Here is a 16,950-nt window from a genome sequence, read left to right on the forward strand (position 1 = left end):
CCGGGCGGTCAGCGTGATGCGGCCGTGGCGATGGACCAGCCCAGCGGCGGCAGGGACAGGGCCCGGGCACCGGCCGACATGAGCCCGTCGCGCCACAGATGCCCGAGCACACTGCTCTTGTTGAGGCTGAGCCCGTCGGCGGGCCGCTCCGCACTCAACCGACGCGCTGACCGCCCTCGCCGAACTTCGGGACGCCGACTCCGCTCCTGCCGTGCTCGACGCCCGACCGGGCGCCGTCGGACGGCAGGACACGGAGTAGGGACGGCCCCGTCGGGGTGTCCCTCAGGCGAAGAGCAGACGCCAGGTCAGCGGGCCCGGTGTGCCGTCGGCGTCGCCGCGGAGTTCCTTGCGGGACTTCTGGAAGTCGCGGACGTTGAGGCGGTCGGACTCGCCCCACGTCTTGCTGGGGCCGACCTTGTAGTGGTCGCCGAAGCCGCGCTTGACCAGCTGCTTGCCGAGCTGCAGGACGTACTTGTTCGAGGCGCCCTCGATGAAGTACTTGCGGCCCGGGAAGGCCGGCACCTTCGGCTTGGTGGTCGACGGCTTGGTCTCGGTCGTCGTGTCGTCGTCGTCGACGTCCAGCTCGGCCTTGGCGAGCTTCAGCACCCGGGCGAAGTCGATCGCGCCGGGGTCGCCGTGGTCGTTCTCGGGCACGTGCATGTGCCCGCAAACCCCCTTGAAGGACGACCACTTGGCGCCGGTCATCCGCTGGCCGCCGGCCTTCCCGTACGACGTCGGGTACGCGGGCCACGCCGACGGCCCGGACAGCGGCACCCCGTGCTCCTCGTGCATCCAGGCCAGGAAGCGGGCGACGCCCTGCAGCGCCCACTCGGGGGCGTCCGGCCAGTAGATGTGCTCCTGGCCGGCCTGCTGCCACTTCGCGTGCGACTTGGGGTCGCAGGTGCCGACCAGCTCCACCTGCGTGACGTTCATGGTGTTCGTCTCGACACCGCCGCGCAGGTTCGCCAGCGCCCTGGAGGAGGTCTCAATGTCGAAGTGCTGGTACCACTTCAGCTTCTTGGCGGACAGATCGGGCACCGCGGTCAGGTTCGGCGCCAGGGCACCGCCGCTGTAGCCGGGCAGCGTGCGCCCTTCGGTGGTGTGCAGGACGACGACGTTGACCTCCATCGCGTCACCGCCGAAGTCGTCCTGGTACCAGTTGGCCCGGCTGGCGCCGGGGTATCTCTGCGGTCCGGTCTTGGTGCTCATCGCATCTCCTCGGGAACAAGTGATCCAACGGCAATTAAACGTGCGGGTGTTGACAGCGGTGTCGAGGGTGGCGCAAGTGTAGATGCCCCAACTCGACAGCCGGTTCCCGAGTCCACCGCGCCGGTTCGCGGGACCATGGGAAGCGTGACGGCTGACGCGACGTACGACCGCATAGGCATCGGATACAAGCAGATCCGCCAACCCGACCCGCGTCTCGCGGAGTTGATCCACCGCGCCCTGGACGGGGCCCGCACGGTGGTCAACGTCGGTGCGGGCGCCGGTTCCTACGAGCCGCCGGACGCGGAAGTCACCGCCGTGGACCCCTCACGGGTGATGCTCGACCAGCATCCGGGCCCCGCCGAACGGAAGGTGGTGGCGGGCGCTGAGCAACTTCCCTTCTCCAACGGCGAGTTTGACGCGGCGATGGCGGTGATGACCGTGCACCACTGGCCCGACCTCCACCGCGGCCTGCGCGAACTGCGCCGCGTCTCCCGCCGCCAGGCCGTCTTCACCTGGGACCCGGCGCATGTACCGGCGCTGTGGCTGGTGGACGAGTACGTCCCGGAGATCCGTCGGATAGAACAGGCCCGCTTCACACCACTCTCCGAGGTCGTAGAGGCACTGGACGCCCACACGGTGCTGCCCTTCCCCATCCCGCACGACTTCACGGACGGCTTCCAGAGCGCGTATTGGAGACGCCCGGAGCACTACCTCGACCCCGCCGTCCGCAGGGCGAACTCCACCTTCGCCCAACTCCGGCCCTCCGTAGTCGAACCGGCGATGGAGAGACTCCGAACCGACCTGGAATCGGGTGCCTGGCAGCGCCGCCACGGCGACTTGCTGGGGCGGGAGAGCATGGACTACGGGTACCGACTTGTCATCGCGGGACGTCGGTGCGGGCGCCGGTTCCCATGAGCAGCGCCCCCACGGTGACTTGCCGGGTCACGCCGTCCCGAACGCCTTGCGCAGCACGCTGATCGCCTGCCCGATCGCCGCCTCCGCGGCGTGGGTCTCGCGGAGGGCGTTGAGCATCACGAAGTCGTGGATGATCCCCTGGTAGCGGACCGCCGTGACCGGAACCCCGGCCTCGCGGAGCTTGTTGGCGTAGGCCTCGCCCTCGTCGCGCAGGACGTCGGCCTCGGCGGTGATGACCAGGGCCGGGGGCAGGCCGGTGAGCTGGTCGGTCGTGGCGCGGAGCGGGGACGCGGTGATCTGGGCGCGGTCCGCCTCGTCGGTCGTGTACTGGTCCCAGAACCACTGCATCGCGTCCCGGCGCAGGAAGTAGCCCTCGGCGAACTGGTGGTAGGAGCCGGTGTCGAAGGCCGCGTCGGTCACCGGGTAGAACAGCACCTGCTGGACCAGGGGGACATCGCCCCGCTCCTTGGCCGTCAGGGTCAGGGCCGCCGCCATGTTGCCGCCCACGGAGTCGCCGGCCACGGCGATGCGCGTGGCGTCCAGGTTCTTCGCGGCGCCCTGCTGAACGATCCACTGCGCCACCGCGTAGTTCTGCTCGACGGCTACCGGGTAGCGGGCCTCGGGCGAGAGGTCGTACTCGGGGAAGACCACGGCCGCGCCGGTGCCGACGGCCAGTTCGCGGACCAGGCGGTCGTGGGTGTGGGCGTTGCCGAAGACCCAGCCGGCGCCGTGGATGTAGACGATCACGGGGAGGGTGCCGGTCGCTCCGGCGGGGCGGACGATGCGCGCCCGGACCTGGCCGGTGGGGCCGCCGGAGACGGTGACCCACTCCTCGTCGACCTCCGGCTTGGCGATCTCGCCCGACTGCACCTCGTCGACGGTCTTACGGCCCTCGGCGGGCCCGAGGTCGAACAGGTACGGCGGGTTCGCGGTGGCCTCGGCGAAGGCAGCGGCTGCGGGTTCGAGGACGGGGCGAGAGGCTGTGGTGTGGGTCATGGCGATCTCCTCGGATCGGGTGCCGCGGGCTGCGGTCACATCATCAAGGTAGCGCACTATTTAGTCGTGCACAACTTGTTAGGGCTCGATGCAATCGAGGGGACTTGAACTGTAGAGTGGAGATCTCCGGTTGACGGATGACGGATGAAGGACGGGCGGGACGAGGGAGGTTTCCAGTGAGCACGGCAAACAGGCCGGAATCAGCACCGATACAGACGCTGACGTCGACTCCGCCGCAGGGCGGCTCCCTGCTCCTCGACGACCAGCTCTGCTTCGCCCTCTACGCCGCCTCCCGCGCGGTCACGGCCCGCTACCGGCCGCTGCTGGACGCGCTGGGGCTCACCTATCCGCAGTACCTGGTGATGCTCGTGCTGTGGGAGCAGGACTCGATCTCCGTGCGCGACCTGGGCACGGCCCTCCAGTTGGAGTCCAGCACCCTGTCCCCGCTGCTCAAACGCCTGGAGGCGAACGGCCTGCTCCGGCGTGAGCGGCGCCCGGAGGACGAGCGCTCCGTCGCCATCCGCCTCACGGAAGAGGGCGCCCGGCTCCAAGAGAAGGCCGGCACCGTGCCGCTCGCCATCGGCGACGCGATGGGCCTGACCCCCGAGCAGGACGCCCTGGCCAAGCAACTCCTCCGCCTGCTCACGCACAACGTCACGGAGGACTGACGTCCGCGTCAGACCCCTCCCAGCATGGACACGAGGCCCCGGTCCAGAGCCGGGCCCAGGTCTTCCGCTCCCGGTTCCACCAGGTCGTAGGAGCGGAGCAGGAAGCGGTCCAAGGTGCGTGTCTGGAAGCGGAGTACGGCGATGCCGTGCGGTGAGCGGAACTCCATGACCGTTCGGGAGCGGCCGCACGGCCACACGTGCACGTCCCCGATGCCGGCGGGTGTCTCCAGCCCCTCCTCCAGGAGTGCGCGGGCGAAGGTCCAGGTCACCGGCTTGCCGCCGGCCGAAACGGAGGCGGGGAAGTCGATGTGCACGGCGAGGGGGTCGGCGGCGGCGTAGAGCAGGGTGGTGTTGACGGGGAGTTCGCGGTAGCCGGGGGTGATCAGGCGGGCGCGGGCGTGCTGTTCGAGGGAACCGAAAGTGATGTCCATGCCGTCTCGACCTTGCGGAGGGGCTGTTGATTACGCCGTTACTGGAGTTACTCCATGTGACGTGTATCACCTTCCGTGATTACTTGAGATTTTCACCAACTAGCCTTACAAACTCTTCCTCACCCCATCTCGCCCCATCCAGCAGGTAACTGGAGCGTTCCTGCCATGATCGACGGCCCCGCAATGGCATCCGCCTCAGCGACCACCACCGCCGCCTACACCCGCATCTACGAGGAACAGCAGCCGCGTCTCGTCGCGTACGCGCGTTCCCTCACCAAGAACTCCTGGGTCGCAGAGGACCTGGTCGCCGAGGCGCACTTCCGTGTGTGGAGACGCCTGTCCACGGGCCACGAGATCGACAATGTGCCCGCGTATCTCATGACGACGGTCCGGCATCTCGCCGCCACCGTGGGCAGCGCCGCGCGCGAGACCCCGAGGGATCCGGCGGCGGAGGAGCAGGCCGGAGCGGTCGCGCACGCCACCCACGGTGACGACGACCCGGCCGAACAGGTCTCCGAGGTCGACCTGTTGGTGCGGGTCCTTGGCCAACTCCCCGAACGCTGGGTCAAGGCGCTGTGGCTCGCGGAGGCGGAAGGGCAGCCCCTGGCCGCGATCGGGCCGCAGATCGGCACCAAGCAGGGCGCCACCGCCGTACTCCTGCACCGGGCCCGCGAAGGCATGCGCCAGGCGTTCCTGCGGACCCAGCCGGGCGTTCCGGACGACCCGGCGTGCGAGCCGTACTGGGGGCGCATACCCGCGTACGTCCGCGGCACCGCCACCGCCCGCCAGTCCGAGCAGCTGCTCGGCCACGTCGACACGTGCGACGACTGCCGCCACCGGCTCGCGGTCCTGATGCGCACCAACGACCGCCTCCCCGCGCTCATCGGCCCGGCCCTGCTCATTTTCCTGGTGGGCGGCGCGGGCAAGTACCTGCTGTCGTTCGCGGCCGGCTCCGCCGGTGCGGTCGTCGGCGCCAGTGGTGCCGGCGGCGGGGGCGTGGGCGGAGTGCTGCACGCGGCCCGCCATGCCGCCACCAGCGGTTCGAAGGCGGCCAAGGCCTCTACGGCGGGCGCGCTCGGCGTGGCCGTCGCGGCCGCCGTCGCGGTCACCATCGCCCTCGGCTCCACCGACCCCTCTCCGATATCGCCGGACCGCATGCCGCTGGCGGCGGGGCCGAGCGCGGCTTCACCGGTGGGGGAGCCTGTGGAAGCGCCGGGTATGTCGGTCGATGTGGCCGACCAGACGGAGGGCGGGAGCACTCCCTCGGAGGACTTCGGGGCGGCCGACACCGGTGGCGCGGTTCAGGTGGACACGGATACGGGTACGAGGGTGAGCTCCGGGGGGTCTACGGCGGACCCGGCACCCCCGGTCGCCGAGAGCCCGGCACCGGAACCCCCGGAGGCCAATGACCCGGCCCCGGAACCCTCCGAGCCGCAAGCCCCGGAACCCCCGGAAGCCGACGACCCGGTGACGCCGGCGCCGGAGCCCAAGCCCAAGCCCAAGCCCAAGCCCGACGAGCCGAGCCCTCCGACTCCCGTGGATCCCACGCCTGTTGAGGAGACTCCGGTCCCGACGGAGCCGACGGAGCCGACAGAGCCGACCACCCCGACGGAGCCCACCGAGCCGACCCCGGATCCGACCGAGCCGACTCCGGAGACGCCCACCCCAACTCCCGAGGACCCAACCCCCGCGGATCCCACGCCTGTTGAGGAGCCCCCCACCACAACCGAGCCCGACCCCACCACCCCGCAGCCCACGCCCACGAACCCGGGCGGCGACTGCGAGGACGACGGGAGCGGGCCCGGATCGTCGCGCCAGGCCGGCGGCAACACTCCCTCATAGCCGCCGGACGTCGGACTCGCGATGATGCGCCGGGAGGCAGCGGTGATCGGTGCTGGAGCCGTTGTGGCGGGAGGGCTGCTGTCCGTGATTCCGCTGGTGCTGCTGGGCCTCGGGTTCCTCGAACGGCCTTGGCCGGCGGGGCCGTTGTGGCTCGCGCCCGCTCTCGCGCTGCTGGTCGTCAGCACCGCTTTCCTCACCGTCGAACTGCCCACCCGGCAGGCGCTGCGGACGGCCCCGGCGGACGCGCTCGCGGTGCGGGAGTGAGGACGTCAGCCGGTGAAGTCGGCGATCACCGCGAGGAGTTGCTCGGGCGTCTCGATCTGGGGCAGGTGGCCGGAGCGGGGGAGCGGCTCGAAGCGGGCGTCCGGGACGGCTGCCGCGTAGGCGCGTCCGTAGTCGACATCGACGACCCGGTCGCTCTCGCCCCAGGCCACGAGGGTCGGGTGGGTGACCTTGGCCAGGCGCTCGCGGAGGGTGGGGTCGGCCATGGCGTGCGGGCCCGAATACACCTCCAGGGCGGCCCGGTTGGCGGCCATGACCGTGCGCTGGGCGTCGGGGATGGTGGCCGGGTCGACGGCCATGGGGGAGGCCGCCGGGTCGTGGAAGGAGAGGCGGGAGAGCTCGGCGGGGGTGAGGGAGAAGGTGTCGGCGACGGGGTGGCCGGGGACCTCGATGCCGACCGCGTTGACGAGGACGACGCCGCTGATGCGGGCGCTGCCGAGGAGGGCCAGCTCGGCGGCGATCCAGCCGCCTATGGAGTTGCCGACGACGGTGACGTCTGTCAGGCCGAGGGTGTCGAGCAGGTGGTCGTAGAGCCGGGCCAGGGCGGGGACGTCGGTCAGTCCGTCGGGGCGTGCGGTGCCGCCGAAGCCGGGGTGGACGGGGGTGAGGACCCTGGCCGGGTGCCGCTCGGCGAGCAGGCCGGCGAACGACGCGACGGTCTGCGGGCCACCGCCGCCGTGCAGGAGCAGGAAGGGGCGGCCCTGGCCCTGGTCGTCGACCGTGACATCGACGGTCGTGCTTTGGGCTGTGAAGGGGAGGGTGTGGACGGTGCTGGTCATGTGGCATGTCTCCTCGGATGAGGCGGATGAGGCGGATGGATCGGACGGGTCCGTCAGGCGAAGTCGGTCGCCGGGACCGTGGCGTAGCGGCTCATCACCTCGACGGTCGACTCGGCCGTCAGCTCCCGGCCGCCGGCGACCATGTCCCGCAGGTCGCGGAAGTACCGCACGTACAGGTCGGGCGTGAAGGTGTTGAGCAGCACCGCCGGTTCGTCGCCGCGGTTGGCGAAGGTGTGCGGGGCGCCGGGCGGGATCATCGCGAGGGTGCCCGCCGGGGCCGTGTGCGTGGTGTCGCCGATGGTGAAGTGGACGGTGCCGGAAACGACGTAGAAGCCCTCGTCGCTGCCTCCATCACTGCCTCCTCCTTCGCGCTTCGTGAGAGTGCGCTCTCAGGAAGGAGGTTATGGGAGTCTACCCTCTTCGTGCAAGTGAACTCTCACGACGAGGGTGAACTCTTGGTAGAGTGCGGGCGTGAGGCAGGACAGAAGGACCCGCGGGAGCGAGGACGTACCGATGGCGCAGACGCCGACCGACACCGGCCGCACCAACCAGAAGAAGCGCACCCGCGCGGCGATCGTCGAGGCCGCCCGCGAACTCGTCGGCACCGGCGCCGAGGTGACCATGCCCGCGATCGCCCGCGCGGCACTGCTCTCCGAGGCCACCGCCTACCGGTACTTCCCCGACCTGCCGTCACTGATCGGCGAGGCCCTGACCGGCGAATGGCCTACCCCCGAGGACGCGCTCCGCCCGGTCGAGGACTCCCGCGACCCGGTCGAACGCGTCGCCCACGCCTGCGAGTTCCTGCTCCGCGGCGTCCTCGCCCGGCAGGGGGCGGTACGCGCGATGATCGCGGCCACCATCACACGGCCCGAGGCGGCGGCCACCCGGCCCGGTATCCGCTTCGGCCTCATCGACCACGCGCTGAAGCCCCTTGAGGGCACCCTGGGGGCGACGGATCCCGACGCCTTCGCCCAGCTCAAGCGGGACTTGGCCGTGGCCGTCAGCGCGGAGGCCCTGTTCGTCCTCACCGACCTGTGCGGGCTCGGCCCCGACGAGGCGGTCGCCAGCGCGGTCCACACGGCGCGGACACTGACCGAGGCCGCTGCCCCTGCTTCCGCTACTTCTTCGTAGAGCCGGGCGCTTCCTGCGCGGCGCGGCGGTACTCGGCGTTGATGCGCTGCGCCTCCTCCAACTGGTCCTCAAGGATGACGATGCGGCACGCGGCCTCGATCGGGGTGCCCTTGTCGACGAGTTCGCGGGCGCGGGCCGCGATCCGCAACTGGTAGCGGGAGTACCGGCGGTGTCCGCCCTCCGAGCGGAGCGGGGTGATCAGACGCGCCTCGCCGATGGCACGGAGGAAGCCCGGGGTGGTGCCGAGCATCTCCGCGGCCCGGCCCATCGTGTACGCGGGATAGTCGTCGTCGGCCAGGCGATCACCGAGCGGACTGTCTGCTGTCATGTCACCTCGTAGTGCAACGCGTCCGGGACCCGCCGTACCCCGCCTGGGCCCCAGGGAAATTCAACACCATCCCCGGGCGCGCAAGAGCCCGGTGCGGGCCGTCGGGAACGGTCCCACACCGGGCTACGGAGTTTCCGGAGCTCAGCGCCTCAGAACTGCTGCTCCTCCAGCGGAACGGCGACCGGACCGGCCGGGCCGCCGAGCATGGCCGACGCCGTCTCGACCGACGAAGGGGCGGCCTGCGCGGGGGCGACGGTCTCCTCGCCGGTGCGGCAGGTGAAGCCCAGGGCGGTCATGGCCCGGATGACCTCGCCCGCGGAGAAGTCACGCCGGTCCTGGCGGGTGATGACCTCGCCCACCTGCTTGACCGGGTAGGTACGGCGCCCGATGATCACGGACGCACCCGCCGTGAGGGGCTCGGGCTTCACGCCCTCCAGCTTGGCGATGACTTCGTCCTTGGAGAAGTCGAACGGGAACCGGGCGATGACAAAGCGCATGGAGGCCTCACAGACAGTCAGACGGAGGGAGTGGAGCGGAGACGGATGAGCCTTGCGATCACGCGGCTCGGGAACGCCGGTTCGCTGTGGCGTTCGACGATGCCGACGACGTGGACCGGCCTCGGGAGGTGCGGCCGCCACGGCGGCTGCGGGAAGACGTAGAGGAAGAGGCGTTGCGGCGGGGGCTCTCGACGACCGGCACGCTGATCGTGACAGGCACGCCCGAGGGGACCTGCGCTCCCGTGATACGGGTCAATTCTGCCTCGCCCGAGCGCACTTGAGTGGTCGTCGGAGTGATCCCGGCGGAAACCATCAGTCGGCTCATGTCGCGTCGCTGGTCAGGCGTCACCAGGGTGACGACACTGCCGGACTCGCCCGCACGGGCCGTACGGCCGCCGCGGTGCAGGTAGTCCTTGGGGTCGGTCGGCGGATCGACGTTCACGACCAGGTCGAGGTTGTCTACGTGGATGCCGCGCGCCGCGACATTGGTCGCCACCAGCGCCGTCACATGCCCGTCCTTGAACTGGGCGAGCGTGCGGGTGCGCTGCGGCTGGGACTTGCCGCCGTGCAGGCCGGCCGCGCGGACACCGCTGCTCAGCAGGTGCTTGACCAGCCGGTCCACCGCGTGCTTGGTGTCCAGGAACATGATCACCCGGCCTTCGCGGGCCGCGATCTCGGTGGTCGTCTGACGCTTGTCCGCGTCGTGCACGTGGAGGATGTGGTGCTCCATCGTGGTGACCGCGCCCGCGGACGGGTCGACGGAGTGGACGACCGGGTCGGACAGGTAACGCCGGACCAGCAGGTCGACGTTGCGGTCCAGGGTGGCCGAGAACAGCATCCGCTGTCCGCCGGGCCGCACCTGGTCGAGCAGCGCGGTGACCTGCGGCATGAAGCCCATGTCGGCCATCTGGTCGGCCTCGTCGAGGACGGTGATGGCGACCTGGTCCAGCCGGCAGTCGGCACGGTCGATGAGGTCCTTGAGCCGCCCGGGCGTCGCTACGACGATCTCGGCGCCGCCGCGCAGAGCGCTGGCCTGCTTGCCGATCGACATACCGCCGACCACCGTGGTCAGGCGCAGCTTCACGGCGCGGGCGTACGGGGTGAGCGCGACGGTGACCTGCTGGGCGAGCTCGCGGGTCGGTACGAGGACCAGACCGAGCGGCTGGCGAGGTTCAGCACGTCGCCCCGCGGTACGGGCCAGCAGGGCCAGGCCGAAGGCGAGCGTCTTGCCCGAGCCGGTGCGGCCACGGCCCAGCACGTCACGGCCGGCCAGCGAGTTCGGCAGGGTCGCGCCCTGGATGGGGAACGGTACGGTCACGCCCTCCGTGCCGAGCGCGGCCAGCATCGGCGCCGGCAGGTCGAGGTCGGCGAACGCCTCGACGGCGGGCAGCGCGGGGGTGATCGTCTCCGGCAGGGCGAACTCGCCCTGCAGCGCGACGGGTCGGCGGCCCTGGCCCTTGCCCTTGCCGTTGCCCTTCGAGCGGTTGGGGGCGGCGGAGCGGCCGGCGCCCGTGCCCCGGCCGGAGCCGGAACGGCCCGAGCCGGCGGAGCCGCCGGAACCGGCGGAATTACTGGTGGTGCGGGTGCGGGCGAAGCGGTCGCTGGTGCGCCTGCTGCGGTCCATGTGGAACCTTCCTTGATACGGCACGCATCAAGGAATTCCCGCAGCGAATGAACAGCGCAGAGAATTGCAAGAACGAGCCGGAGTAATGCGGGGGCGAATCGCGGAGAATTCCCGTGTTGAACGGGCGCCCGGAAAAAGCAGCGAGCTGGGGCCCGCACCCCAAGGTGCGGGCCCCAGCTGCGAAGTGCGTGCTGATCAGGCGGGAGTGATGTTCTCCGCCGTCGGGCCCTTCTGGCCCTGCGCGATGTCGAAGGTCACCTTCTGGCCTTCCTGAAGCTCGCGGAAGCCCTGGGCGGCGATGTTCGAGTAGTGGGCGAAGACGTCGGGGCCGCCGCCGTCCTGCTCGATGAAGCCGAAGCCCTTTTCCGCGTTGAACCACTTAACGGTACCGGCAGCCATGTCTAATCTCCTTGGGACAGAGCGTCGGAGCCCACCGTGTGCGGACTCCGAGTCGCCGCGATGATTGCCCCGCCGGAAACTAAACCGGTTTGCAAGCGCTTCGGGAACCACAACTGCAACTGACGTCGACGGTAGCACGGACGCGACCCGTCACGGACGGTGAACAAAGCTGCCCCGCCTGCCGAATAACCAACCTTCACCGCACGTGGAACAAAATTCTCACGTCACGACGACAGATTTTGCCCCGCGGCGGCGATTGGCCGTTCTCCGTGGCGGGCAACGAGGGGGCGGGCCGCCCGGTGCTGTGGTGGTCCTGGCCGGGGCTGTGTGAAGTCCTGTGAGTCTGATCACTGTTGAGTGCGTGCTGAGTACACTCCGTGACCTGGCACACCGCCCGCTCCTCCCGGATTCAGCCGGTACGGCGGTGTCCCCGGCGGACGGCATGGCGGCCCAGGGCGATCACGGCTGCGACCTTGACGAGGACGATCACCAGGACCGCCCCGACTACCCAGCCCGTCCAACCCGGTACGGCGAGGGCGGCGCCGCCGAGGCCGATGTGCGCGGCGACGACCAGGGCTCCGAGGAGCGCGATGCCCGCCCAGGCGCGCTTGCTTCGACGCGGGGGTGTCGGTGGGGTGTGGGTGTTCCTGGTGGGGACGGTGGGCTCCGTGGTCGGCTCCGGCGGCAGCCAGCCGACCTTCAGTTCGTCCCGCCTGCCGAACCTGCCCAGGTGCGAGGTGAGCAGGGCCTGGATCCGGTGCAGGCCCTCGTCGTCGTCCGCCTCGGCCCGCAGGACCAGCGTGCCCGGGACGGCCCGCATGGTGCAGCGGCCCCAGGGGAGACGGACCATCCCCTCGGTCTCGGACCATTCGACGTGGATCTGGTCCGGCGGTGTGTCGCGCGGTACGTCACCGCCTTCATGGCGGCGTGGGCGGTGACCGGTCAGGTGCCGGCCCTTGTTGTCGAAGTGTCGGCACAGCTGGACGAGGTACCGGCTAGGTCGCTCGGTCTCGACTCGGGCTTCGGCGATCGGCATGTCGGCCAGCCTTATCGATACACACTGTCTCTGTCAATACACTCTGTATCGATAGCGTCGAGCTGTACGGTGGACCGGTGCCGAAGCTGTGGAACGAGACGATCGAGGGGCACCGCCGGGCCGTGCGGGACGCGGTGCTGGAGGCCACGGCGGCACTGGTGACGGAGCAGGGGCTGCGGTCGGTCACGATGTCGCGGATCGCGGAGGAGACCGGGATCGGCCGGGCCACGCTGTACAAGTACTTCCCGGACGTCGAGTCGATCATGGTCGCCTGGCATGAGCGCCAGGTCATGGACCACCTGCACCAGCTCGCCGAACTCCGCGACGGGACCGACGCCCCCGGGAAACGGCTGGCGGCCGTCCTGGAGACGTACGCGTTCATCCAGCAACGGCGGCACGGTCACGGCCCCGAACTCGGCGCCCTGCTGCACCGGGGCGAACACGTCGACCAGGCGCAACAGCATCTCCACCGCTTCGTCCGGGATCTCCTCGCCGAGTGCGCCGAGGCCGGCGAGGTCCGGGACGACGTCTCACCGGACGAGCTGGCGGGCTTCTGCCTCTACGCGCTCGCGGGGGCGGGCGGCCTGCCGTCCCAGGCCGCGGTACGTCGGCTCGTCGCGGTCACTTTGGCGGGGCTGCGTCCCGAGAACTGACGGGGCGGTCGTGTCCGCGTACGCATGCGCGGCACGACCGCCCGGCTCGGTCAGTTCTTGCCGGACTATCCGAGGAGCTTGTTCATCTCGACGATCTCGGCCTTCTGGGCGGTGACGATGTCGTCGGCCATCTCCTTGGCCGGGCCGTACTCGCCCTTGCTCTTCTCGGTGTCGGCCATCTCGACCGCACCCTCGTGATGCTCGACCATCATCGTCAGGAACATGGTGTCGAAGCCCTTGCCGGAGGACTTCTCCAGCTCGTCCATGTCCTGCTGATCCATCATCCCGGGCATGTCGGTGCTCGTGGAGTGGTTCATGCCCGGCATCGAGGCGGGCACGTCCTCGCCCCACGTCTTCAGCCAGCCGGTCATGGTCTCGATCTCCGGGTCCTGGGCCTTCTCGACGCGCGAGGCGAGGTCCTTGACCTGGGAGGAGGAGGCGTGGGAGGCGGCCAGCTTCGCCATCTCGATGGCCTGCTCGTGGTGCGGGATCATCTCCTGCGCGAAGGAGACGTCCTGGTCGTTGTGCGCGCTCGCGGTGGAACTGGAGCCGGAGCCGGAGCCGGAGCCGGAGCCGGTGTCGGAGTCGGTGTCGCTGCCGCAGGCGGCGAGGGCGAGGGCGGCGGTGACGGCCGTAGCGCCGAGGGCGGCGCGGCGGGTCAGGGAACGGGTGTTGCTCATGGGAACTCCTGCGGATGGTGGAAGTAGGACATGACTGACTAGGCCGCCGCTGGTGCGGCCCGGTCTTGTCCTAGATCCGCAGGAGTTGAAGTTCTGCCAGTGAAGGCGGCGCGCGTCCGCCGTCCGGGGAGACGATCACGTACGAGCCGGGCGCCCCGGCGTCGGCGGCCTGGCCGGCCGGGTCCGGCAGCAGCGCGGGCAGCACCGGCCCCGCGCCCACGGCACCGGACGCGCAGGTCGCATCGGCGTGCTGCGCGTGTCCGCCGCCGTGTCCCGCCTCGTCGCTGTCACAGACGAACTCGGCGCTGTCGGCGGCGGTGCTCATCGCCGTAGCCATGGCCATCGCCACGGCCCTATGCCGGTCTTCGGTTCCGTGATGGGCCGCGCTCACTCCGCCCGGACCGAGCGCGTGCATACCGAACAGCCCGGCCAGCATCCCGAGCACGAGCAGCGCGCGCCACCGCCGGGGCGGTCGCGTGCTCTGCTGTGGGGCGGCTGTCACGCCCACATGGTACGAGGGTGGGGTATCGACCGTTCAGCGGCTCGACCACCGGGTCCCGTTGAGGGCGAGTTCGGCCCAGACCGTCTTGCCTACTTCGCGCTTGGCGACGCCCCAGGTCGAGGCCGGCAGCGAGAGGAGCAGCAGGCGGAGCTCGAAGTCACGCCCTGGCACCCGGCCGTGGGTGACGGAGTTGGCCGCGAGCTCGGCCACGAGGTGCTGTGCGGTGTCGTTCGCGTCGGTGTCGTGCGGGTATCCCCATGCGTCGAGTTGCTGCGCGGTGAGCCTGCGGGCCAGCCGCGCGCCGCGTGGGGTGGAGCTGAGGCGCTGGGCCAGCTCCGTGGTGGAGGTGGTGGGGGTGGAGATTTCTGCGTTCACGTCACCGAGAGTGGCCGGTTGTATCTACGCTGACCAGGGGCGACTTGGCGACGCTGGGTAGCTGTACGGGTGCGGTGGGTTCGGTGTACGGGTTGTCGGGCGGGAGCGTGAGGGTGTGGGTGCGGAGACGCCGGCGGAGGCGGACGGGACGACGGGGCTGTTCACCGCCCTCGGCAAGATGCTGAAACTGCTGCGTGAGCGGAAGGGGCTCACGCAGAAGGAATTCGGGCAGATCGTCGGGTACGGGCCCGACGCGATCTCGGCGATGGAGCGGGGGGTCCGGGTGACGCAGCCCGGAGGTCAAGGAGGCGATGAAGAAGGCGCGGACGAGGCATCCGGAGTGGTATCGGAGTTATGCGGGGTTGGAGGCCGAGGCCAAGGCGCTGCACGTGTACAGCAACCAGTTGGTGCCGGGGCTGCTGCAGACCGAGGCCTACGCTCGCGCCCTGTTCTCGCAGTGGCGGCCGCTGCTGAGCGAGGAGACCGTCGAGAAGCGCGTGACCGACCGGATGGCACGCCAGCAGATCTTCGAGCCATGGCCGTCGCCGACGTTCAGCTTCGTGCTGGACGAGAGCGTGTTGCTGCGGCCCATCGGCGGGCGATCGGTGCACGCGGATCAGTTGCAGAGCCTGCTGCGCATCGGCGGCCTCCGGTCCGTTGAGCTTCAGGTGATGCCGATGGCCCGTGAGGAACAGCCAAGCATGGACGGCCCGTTCAACCTGCTGACCCTGAAGAAGGGGGAGCAGGTAGCGTACGTGGAGATCCACACGTATCCACGCCTGATCACGGACGCAGAAGAAGTACGCGTCCTGAGCGAGCGCTACGGGCTCCTCCGGGCGCAGGCCCTCAGGCCCAGCGAGTCGCTGGACCTGATCGAGAAACTGCGGGGACGGCTATGAGCGCTGACGAACCGGGTTGGTTCAAGAGCAGCTACAGCAGTGGCGGGGGCGGCGAGTGCCTCGAAGTCGCCTACACCTGGCGCAAGTCGAGCTACAGCGACGGTGAAGGCGGCCAGTGCCTCGAAGTCGCCACCTGCCCCCACACCATCCACCTCCGCGACTCCAAGAACCCCGACGGTCCCCGCATCGCCCTCTCCCCCGGCGCCTGGTCGGCCTTCGTCCCGTACGCCGTGAAGTGACCGTCGGGGCCACTCGCTTCTTTGGCAGTGTCGTGCTTCCACGGCCCGCATCAAGGGCGCTGCGCTGCGCTCCGCGTCGGCTGCGCCGATGGCCCTCCGGGCCACCCTTGACCCGGTCCGCTCCAGCACGGGTGAGAAGCGAGCGAGCGGCCCGGAAAGCGGGGGTCCCGGGTCGGCCGACGGCAGCCGTGGGTTGGGCTGTGGGCCGGGGTCGGCGGGCGCGGTCGCGCCTCGCCTGCACGCCGGGTGGGCTTGGCGGCGAACGGTGGGTGGGGGGTGCGACAGCCCGGCGTGCAGGCGAGACGCCCGCGCGCCGCCCCCATCGGCCGTTCGCTGCAGCCGGGTAGTGGGACGCGGTCAGCCGCGTAATAGCACGCGATAAACCTGACAAACCTGGCGACGTCGGCGATCGGCCCCGGGATACTGGGCGGCCATGGATGAGGTCGAAGTCGTTGTCGCCCATTCTGAGCGCGCGACTCTGCGCGTCGGTGACGTGTTCTTGAAGGTGGACGGCGATCAGGCGCGCATCGACGTCGAGGCCGAGGTGATGGCCCTGGCACCGGTTCCGACCCCGCAGGTCCTGTGGCACAAGCCGCACGTGCTCGCGATCGCCGCGCTCCCGGGGACGACGCTTGGGCGCCTCGGCGGGCCGGCGACCGGGTCGCCGGCGGCGTGGGCCGCGGCGGGCGCCGCCATCCGGAAGCTGCACGACGCGCCCCTGCCGTCCCGGACGGGCCAGGCCGGCCGGAGCATCGTCGCGCTGGCGGCGGAACTCGACGACGAGTGCGAGTTGCTCGTGACGAACGGCCTCCTGCCCGCTGACCTGGTCACCCACAACCGCCAGGTCGCCGAGGCCGCGCTCCGGCCGTGGACTCCGGCGTTCACGCACGGCGACCTGCAGATCGCGCACGTCTTCGTCGACGGCGACGAGGTCACGGGCATCATCGACTGGTCCGAGGCGGGCCAGGGCGATGCCCTGTACGACCTCGCCACGTTCACGCTCGGACACGAGGAGCGCCTCGACGACGTCATCGCCGGCTATGGCACAGACGTCGACCTCGACGTGATCCACGCGTGGTGGTCGTTGCGAAGCCTGCTGGTGATTCGCTGGCTGACCGAGCACGGCTTCGACCCGTTCGCGCCGGGCTGTGAGGTCGACGTGCTGAGATCCCGGATGTGAGCCTGCGCGGACCCGACTGCTACGCATGCGTTCTGACGCATCGAGCAGACCACCCCCTGAGGCCATCCCCTGGGGCTATCGCCCGCCCCTACTCTCGACACTCTCGACAAAGTGCGGTGCGCAGTCATCGCCAGCAGATGACGGCGCAGCCGAGGACGACGAACGCGTGGCGGATGTCGTCGCACCCCCTTGCCGGCCGTTCGCCGCTGAGCCGACCCGGCGAGCAGGCGAGGCGCGACCGCGCACGCCATCCCCGGCCGACAAGGCAGCCAACAGCACACGCAA

The 16,950-nt window shown here is 70.3% G+C and carries 20 protein-coding genes and 3 pseudogenes; 9 read left to right on the plus strand and 14 right to left on the minus strand.

Annotation, left to right across the window (positions count from 1 at the left end):
• Positions 1–8 precede the first annotated feature (8 nt).
• Together AC5DRG_RS27835 and AC5DRG_RS27840 are read right to left on the minus strand one after the other, a co-directional pair.
• Positions 9–158 carry a hypothetical protein gene (locus AC5DRG_RS27835; protein ID WP_491802177.1) on the minus strand — a complete coding sequence of 50 codons (150 nt, stop codon included), beginning with the start codon at positions 156–158 and terminating at the stop codon, positions 9–11.
• Positions 159–282: 124 nt separating this feature from the next.
• Complete coding sequence (locus AC5DRG_RS27840; RefSeq protein ID WP_491802178.1) at positions 283–1,209, minus strand: peptidoglycan-binding protein; 927 nt, start codon at positions 1,207–1,209, stop codon at positions 283–285.
• A gap of 144 nt (positions 1,210–1,353) precedes the next feature.
• On the opposite strand from AC5DRG_RS27840, the gene AC5DRG_RS27845 reads away from it, so the two are divergent.
• Positions 1,354–2,124: a class I SAM-dependent methyltransferase gene (locus AC5DRG_RS27845; RefSeq protein WP_491802179.1), complete on the plus strand. Its 771-nt coding sequence runs from the start codon at positions 1,354–1,356 to the stop codon at positions 2,122–2,124.
• 27 nt (positions 2,125–2,151) lie between these two features.
• Here the strand turns inward: AC5DRG_RS27845 and AC5DRG_RS27850 are convergent, their stop codons facing one another.
• Positions 2,152–3,120, minus strand: a complete 969-nt coding sequence (locus AC5DRG_RS27850) for an alpha/beta hydrolase (protein WP_491802180.1) — start codon at positions 3,118–3,120, stop codon at positions 2,152–2,154.
• Positions 3,121–3,368: 248 nt separating this feature from the next.
• On the opposite strand from AC5DRG_RS27850, the gene AC5DRG_RS27855 reads away from it, so the two are divergent.
• Positions 3,369–3,788, plus strand: a complete 420-nt coding sequence (locus tag AC5DRG_RS27855; protein WP_491813179.1) for a MarR family winged helix-turn-helix transcriptional regulator — start codon at positions 3,369–3,371, stop codon at positions 3,786–3,788.
• A gap of 8 nt (positions 3,789–3,796) precedes the next feature.
• On the opposite strand, the gene AC5DRG_RS27860 is transcribed toward AC5DRG_RS27855, so the two are convergent.
• A complete protein-coding gene (locus AC5DRG_RS27860; RefSeq protein ID WP_491802181.1) occupies positions 3,797–4,219 on the minus strand; it encodes an SsgA family sporulation/cell division regulator in 423 nt (140 codons plus the stop codon).
• Positions 4,220–4,402: 183 nt separating this feature from the next.
• On the opposite strand from AC5DRG_RS27860, the gene AC5DRG_RS27865 reads away from it, so the two are divergent.
• Entirely contained in the window at positions 4,403–6,061 is a 1,659-nt protein-coding gene (locus AC5DRG_RS27865) for a sigma-70 family RNA polymerase sigma factor (protein ID WP_491802182.1), read from the plus strand.
• Positions 6,062–6,079: 18 nt separating this feature from the next.
• A pseudogene (locus tag AC5DRG_RS27870) lies at positions 6,080–6,325 on the plus strand (hypothetical protein); the annotation flags it as partial.
• Positions 6,326–6,330: 5 nt separating this feature from the next.
• On the opposite strand, the gene AC5DRG_RS27875 reads toward AC5DRG_RS27870, so the two are convergent.
• A complete protein-coding gene (locus tag AC5DRG_RS27875) occupies positions 6,331–7,122 on the minus strand; it encodes an alpha/beta fold hydrolase (RefSeq protein ID WP_491802183.1) in 792 nt (263 codons plus the stop codon).
• A 53-nt stretch (positions 7,123–7,175) separates the two neighbouring features.
• Positions 7,176–7,463: pseudogene (locus AC5DRG_RS27880) on the minus strand (cupin domain-containing protein); the annotation flags it as partial.
• Between the two features lie 172 nt (positions 7,464–7,635).
• On the opposite strand from AC5DRG_RS27880, the gene AC5DRG_RS27885 reads away from it, so the two are divergent.
• Positions 7,636–8,253: a TetR/AcrR family transcriptional regulator gene (locus AC5DRG_RS27885; RefSeq protein ID WP_491802184.1), complete on the plus strand. Its 618-nt coding sequence runs from the start codon at positions 7,636–7,638 to the stop codon at positions 8,251–8,253.
• On the opposite strand, the gene AC5DRG_RS27890 is transcribed toward AC5DRG_RS27885, so the two are convergent.
• From AC5DRG_RS27890 to AC5DRG_RS27910, 5 genes are all read right to left on the minus strand, one after another.
• On the minus strand, positions 8,240–8,581 hold the full coding sequence (locus AC5DRG_RS27890; RefSeq protein WP_491802185.1) for a helix-turn-helix domain-containing protein: 342 nt from the start codon (positions 8,579–8,581) through the stop codon (positions 8,240–8,242). The genes AC5DRG_RS27885 and AC5DRG_RS27890 overlap by 14 nt on opposite strands.
• 149 nt (positions 8,582–8,730) lie before the next feature.
• On the minus strand, positions 8,731–9,078 hold the full coding sequence (locus AC5DRG_RS27895) for an SCO5918 family protein (protein WP_491802186.1): 348 nt from the start codon (positions 9,076–9,078) through the stop codon (positions 8,731–8,733).
• A 58-nt stretch (positions 9,079–9,136) separates the two neighbouring features.
• Positions 9,137–10,702 carry a DEAD/DEAH box helicase gene (locus AC5DRG_RS27900; RefSeq protein ID WP_491802187.1) on the minus strand — a complete coding sequence of 522 codons (1,566 nt, stop codon included), beginning with the start codon at positions 10,700–10,702 and terminating at the stop codon, positions 9,137–9,139.
• Between the two features lie 195 nt (positions 10,703–10,897).
• Positions 10,898–11,101 carry a cold-shock protein gene (locus tag AC5DRG_RS27905; protein ID WP_491802188.1) on the minus strand — a complete coding sequence of 68 codons (204 nt, stop codon included), beginning with the start codon at positions 11,099–11,101 and terminating at the stop codon, positions 10,898–10,900.
• 409 nt (positions 11,102–11,510) lie between these two features.
• A complete protein-coding gene (locus tag AC5DRG_RS27910) occupies positions 11,511–12,137 on the minus strand; it encodes a DUF2218 domain-containing protein (RefSeq protein WP_491802189.1) in 627 nt (208 codons plus the stop codon).
• Between the two features lie 77 nt (positions 12,138–12,214).
• Between AC5DRG_RS27910 and AC5DRG_RS27915 the strand changes: the two genes are divergently transcribed.
• Complete coding sequence (locus AC5DRG_RS27915) at positions 12,215–12,790, plus strand: TetR/AcrR family transcriptional regulator (protein ID WP_491802190.1); 576 nt, start codon at positions 12,215–12,217, stop codon at positions 12,788–12,790.
• Positions 12,791–12,855: 65 nt separating this feature from the next.
• Here the strand turns inward: AC5DRG_RS27915 and AC5DRG_RS27920 are convergent, their stop codons facing one another.
• From AC5DRG_RS27920 to AC5DRG_RS27930, 3 genes are all read right to left on the minus strand, one after another.
• A complete protein-coding gene (locus tag AC5DRG_RS27920) occupies positions 12,856–13,470 on the minus strand; it encodes a DUF305 domain-containing protein (protein ID WP_491802191.1) in 615 nt (204 codons plus the stop codon).
• 70 nt (positions 13,471–13,540) lie between these two features.
• A complete protein-coding gene (locus tag AC5DRG_RS27925; RefSeq protein ID WP_491802192.1) occupies positions 13,541–13,972 on the minus strand; it encodes a DUF6153 family protein in 432 nt (143 codons plus the stop codon).
• Positions 13,973–14,005: 33 nt separating this feature from the next.
• Positions 14,006–14,347, minus strand: coding sequence for an ATP-binding protein (locus tag AC5DRG_RS27930; protein WP_491802193.1), 342 nt, complete (start codon positions 14,345–14,347; stop codon positions 14,006–14,008).
• A 178-nt stretch (positions 14,348–14,525) separates the two neighbouring features.
• Here AC5DRG_RS27930 and AC5DRG_RS27935 point away from each other — a divergent pair.
• From AC5DRG_RS27935 to AC5DRG_RS27945, 3 genes and pseudogenes are all read left to right on the plus strand, one after another.
• Positions 14,526–15,246 (plus strand): annotated as a pseudogene (locus AC5DRG_RS27935) (helix-turn-helix domain-containing protein).
• A complete protein-coding gene (locus tag AC5DRG_RS27940) occupies positions 15,243–15,485 on the plus strand; it encodes a DUF397 domain-containing protein (RefSeq protein ID WP_491802194.1) in 243 nt (80 codons plus the stop codon). Before AC5DRG_RS27935 ends, AC5DRG_RS27940 begins: the two are co-directional and overlap by 4 nt.
• 433 nt (positions 15,486–15,918) lie before the next feature.
• Positions 15,919–16,665 (plus strand): phosphotransferase family protein, encoded by a 747-nt coding sequence (locus AC5DRG_RS27945; RefSeq protein ID WP_491802195.1) that lies wholly within the window; start codon positions 15,919–15,921, stop codon positions 16,663–16,665.
• The last annotated feature ends 285 nt before the right edge of the window (positions 16,666–16,950 follow it).

The organism is Streptomyces sp. JLBG701 (genome assembly GCF_058544905.1).

What these genes read in the sequence shown, in the direction of transcription:
- AC5DRG_RS27920 (WP_491802191.1), bottom strand. Translation starts at nt 13,470, where the DNA reads ATGAGCAACACCCGTTCCCTGACCCGCCGCGCCGCCCTCGGCGCTACG.
- AC5DRG_RS27890 (WP_491802185.1), bottom strand. Translation starts at nt 8,581, where the DNA reads ATGACAGCAGACAGTCCGCTCGGTGATCGCCTGGCCGACGACGACTAT.
- AC5DRG_RS27945 (WP_491802195.1), top strand. Translation starts at nt 15,919, where the DNA reads ATGGATGAGGTCGAAGTCGTTGTCGCCCATTCTGAGCGCGCGACTCTG.
- AC5DRG_RS27860 (WP_491802181.1), bottom strand. Translation starts at nt 4,219, where the DNA reads ATGGACATCACTTTCGGTTCCCTCGAACAGCACGCCCGCGCCCGCCTG.
- AC5DRG_RS27875 (WP_491802183.1), bottom strand. Translation starts at nt 7,122, where the DNA reads ATGACCAGCACCGTCCACACCCTCCCCTTCACAGCCCAAAGCACGACC.
- AC5DRG_RS27865 (WP_491802182.1), top strand. Translation starts at nt 4,403, where the DNA reads ATGGCATCCGCCTCAGCGACCACCACCGCCGCCTACACCCGCATCTAC.
- AC5DRG_RS27900 (WP_491802187.1), bottom strand. Translation starts at nt 10,702, where the DNA reads ATGGACCGCAGCAGGCGCACCAGCGACCGCTTCGCCCGCACCCGCACC.
- AC5DRG_RS27910 (WP_491802189.1), bottom strand. Translation starts at nt 12,137, where the DNA reads ATGCCGATCGCCGAAGCCCGAGTCGAGACCGAGCGACCTAGCCGGTAC.
- AC5DRG_RS27905 (WP_491802188.1), bottom strand. Translation starts at nt 11,101, where the DNA reads ATGGCTGCCGGTACCGTTAAGTGGTTCAACGCGGAAAAGGGCTTCGGC.
- AC5DRG_RS27895 (WP_491802186.1), bottom strand. Translation starts at nt 9,078, where the DNA reads ATGCGCTTTGTCATCGCCCGGTTCCCGTTCGACTTCTCCAAGGACGAA.
- AC5DRG_RS27850 (WP_491802180.1), bottom strand. Translation starts at nt 3,120, where the DNA reads ATGACCCACACCACAGCCTCTCGCCCCGTCCTCGAACCCGCAGCCGCT.
- AC5DRG_RS27885 (WP_491802184.1), top strand. Translation starts at nt 7,636, where the DNA reads ATGGCGCAGACGCCGACCGACACCGGCCGCACCAACCAGAAGAAGCGC.
- AC5DRG_RS27940 (WP_491802194.1), top strand. Translation starts at nt 15,243, where the DNA reads ATGAGCGCTGACGAACCGGGTTGGTTCAAGAGCAGCTACAGCAGTGGC.
- AC5DRG_RS27840 (WP_491802178.1), bottom strand. Translation starts at nt 1,209, where the DNA reads ATGAGCACCAAGACCGGACCGCAGAGATACCCCGGCGCCAGCCGGGCC.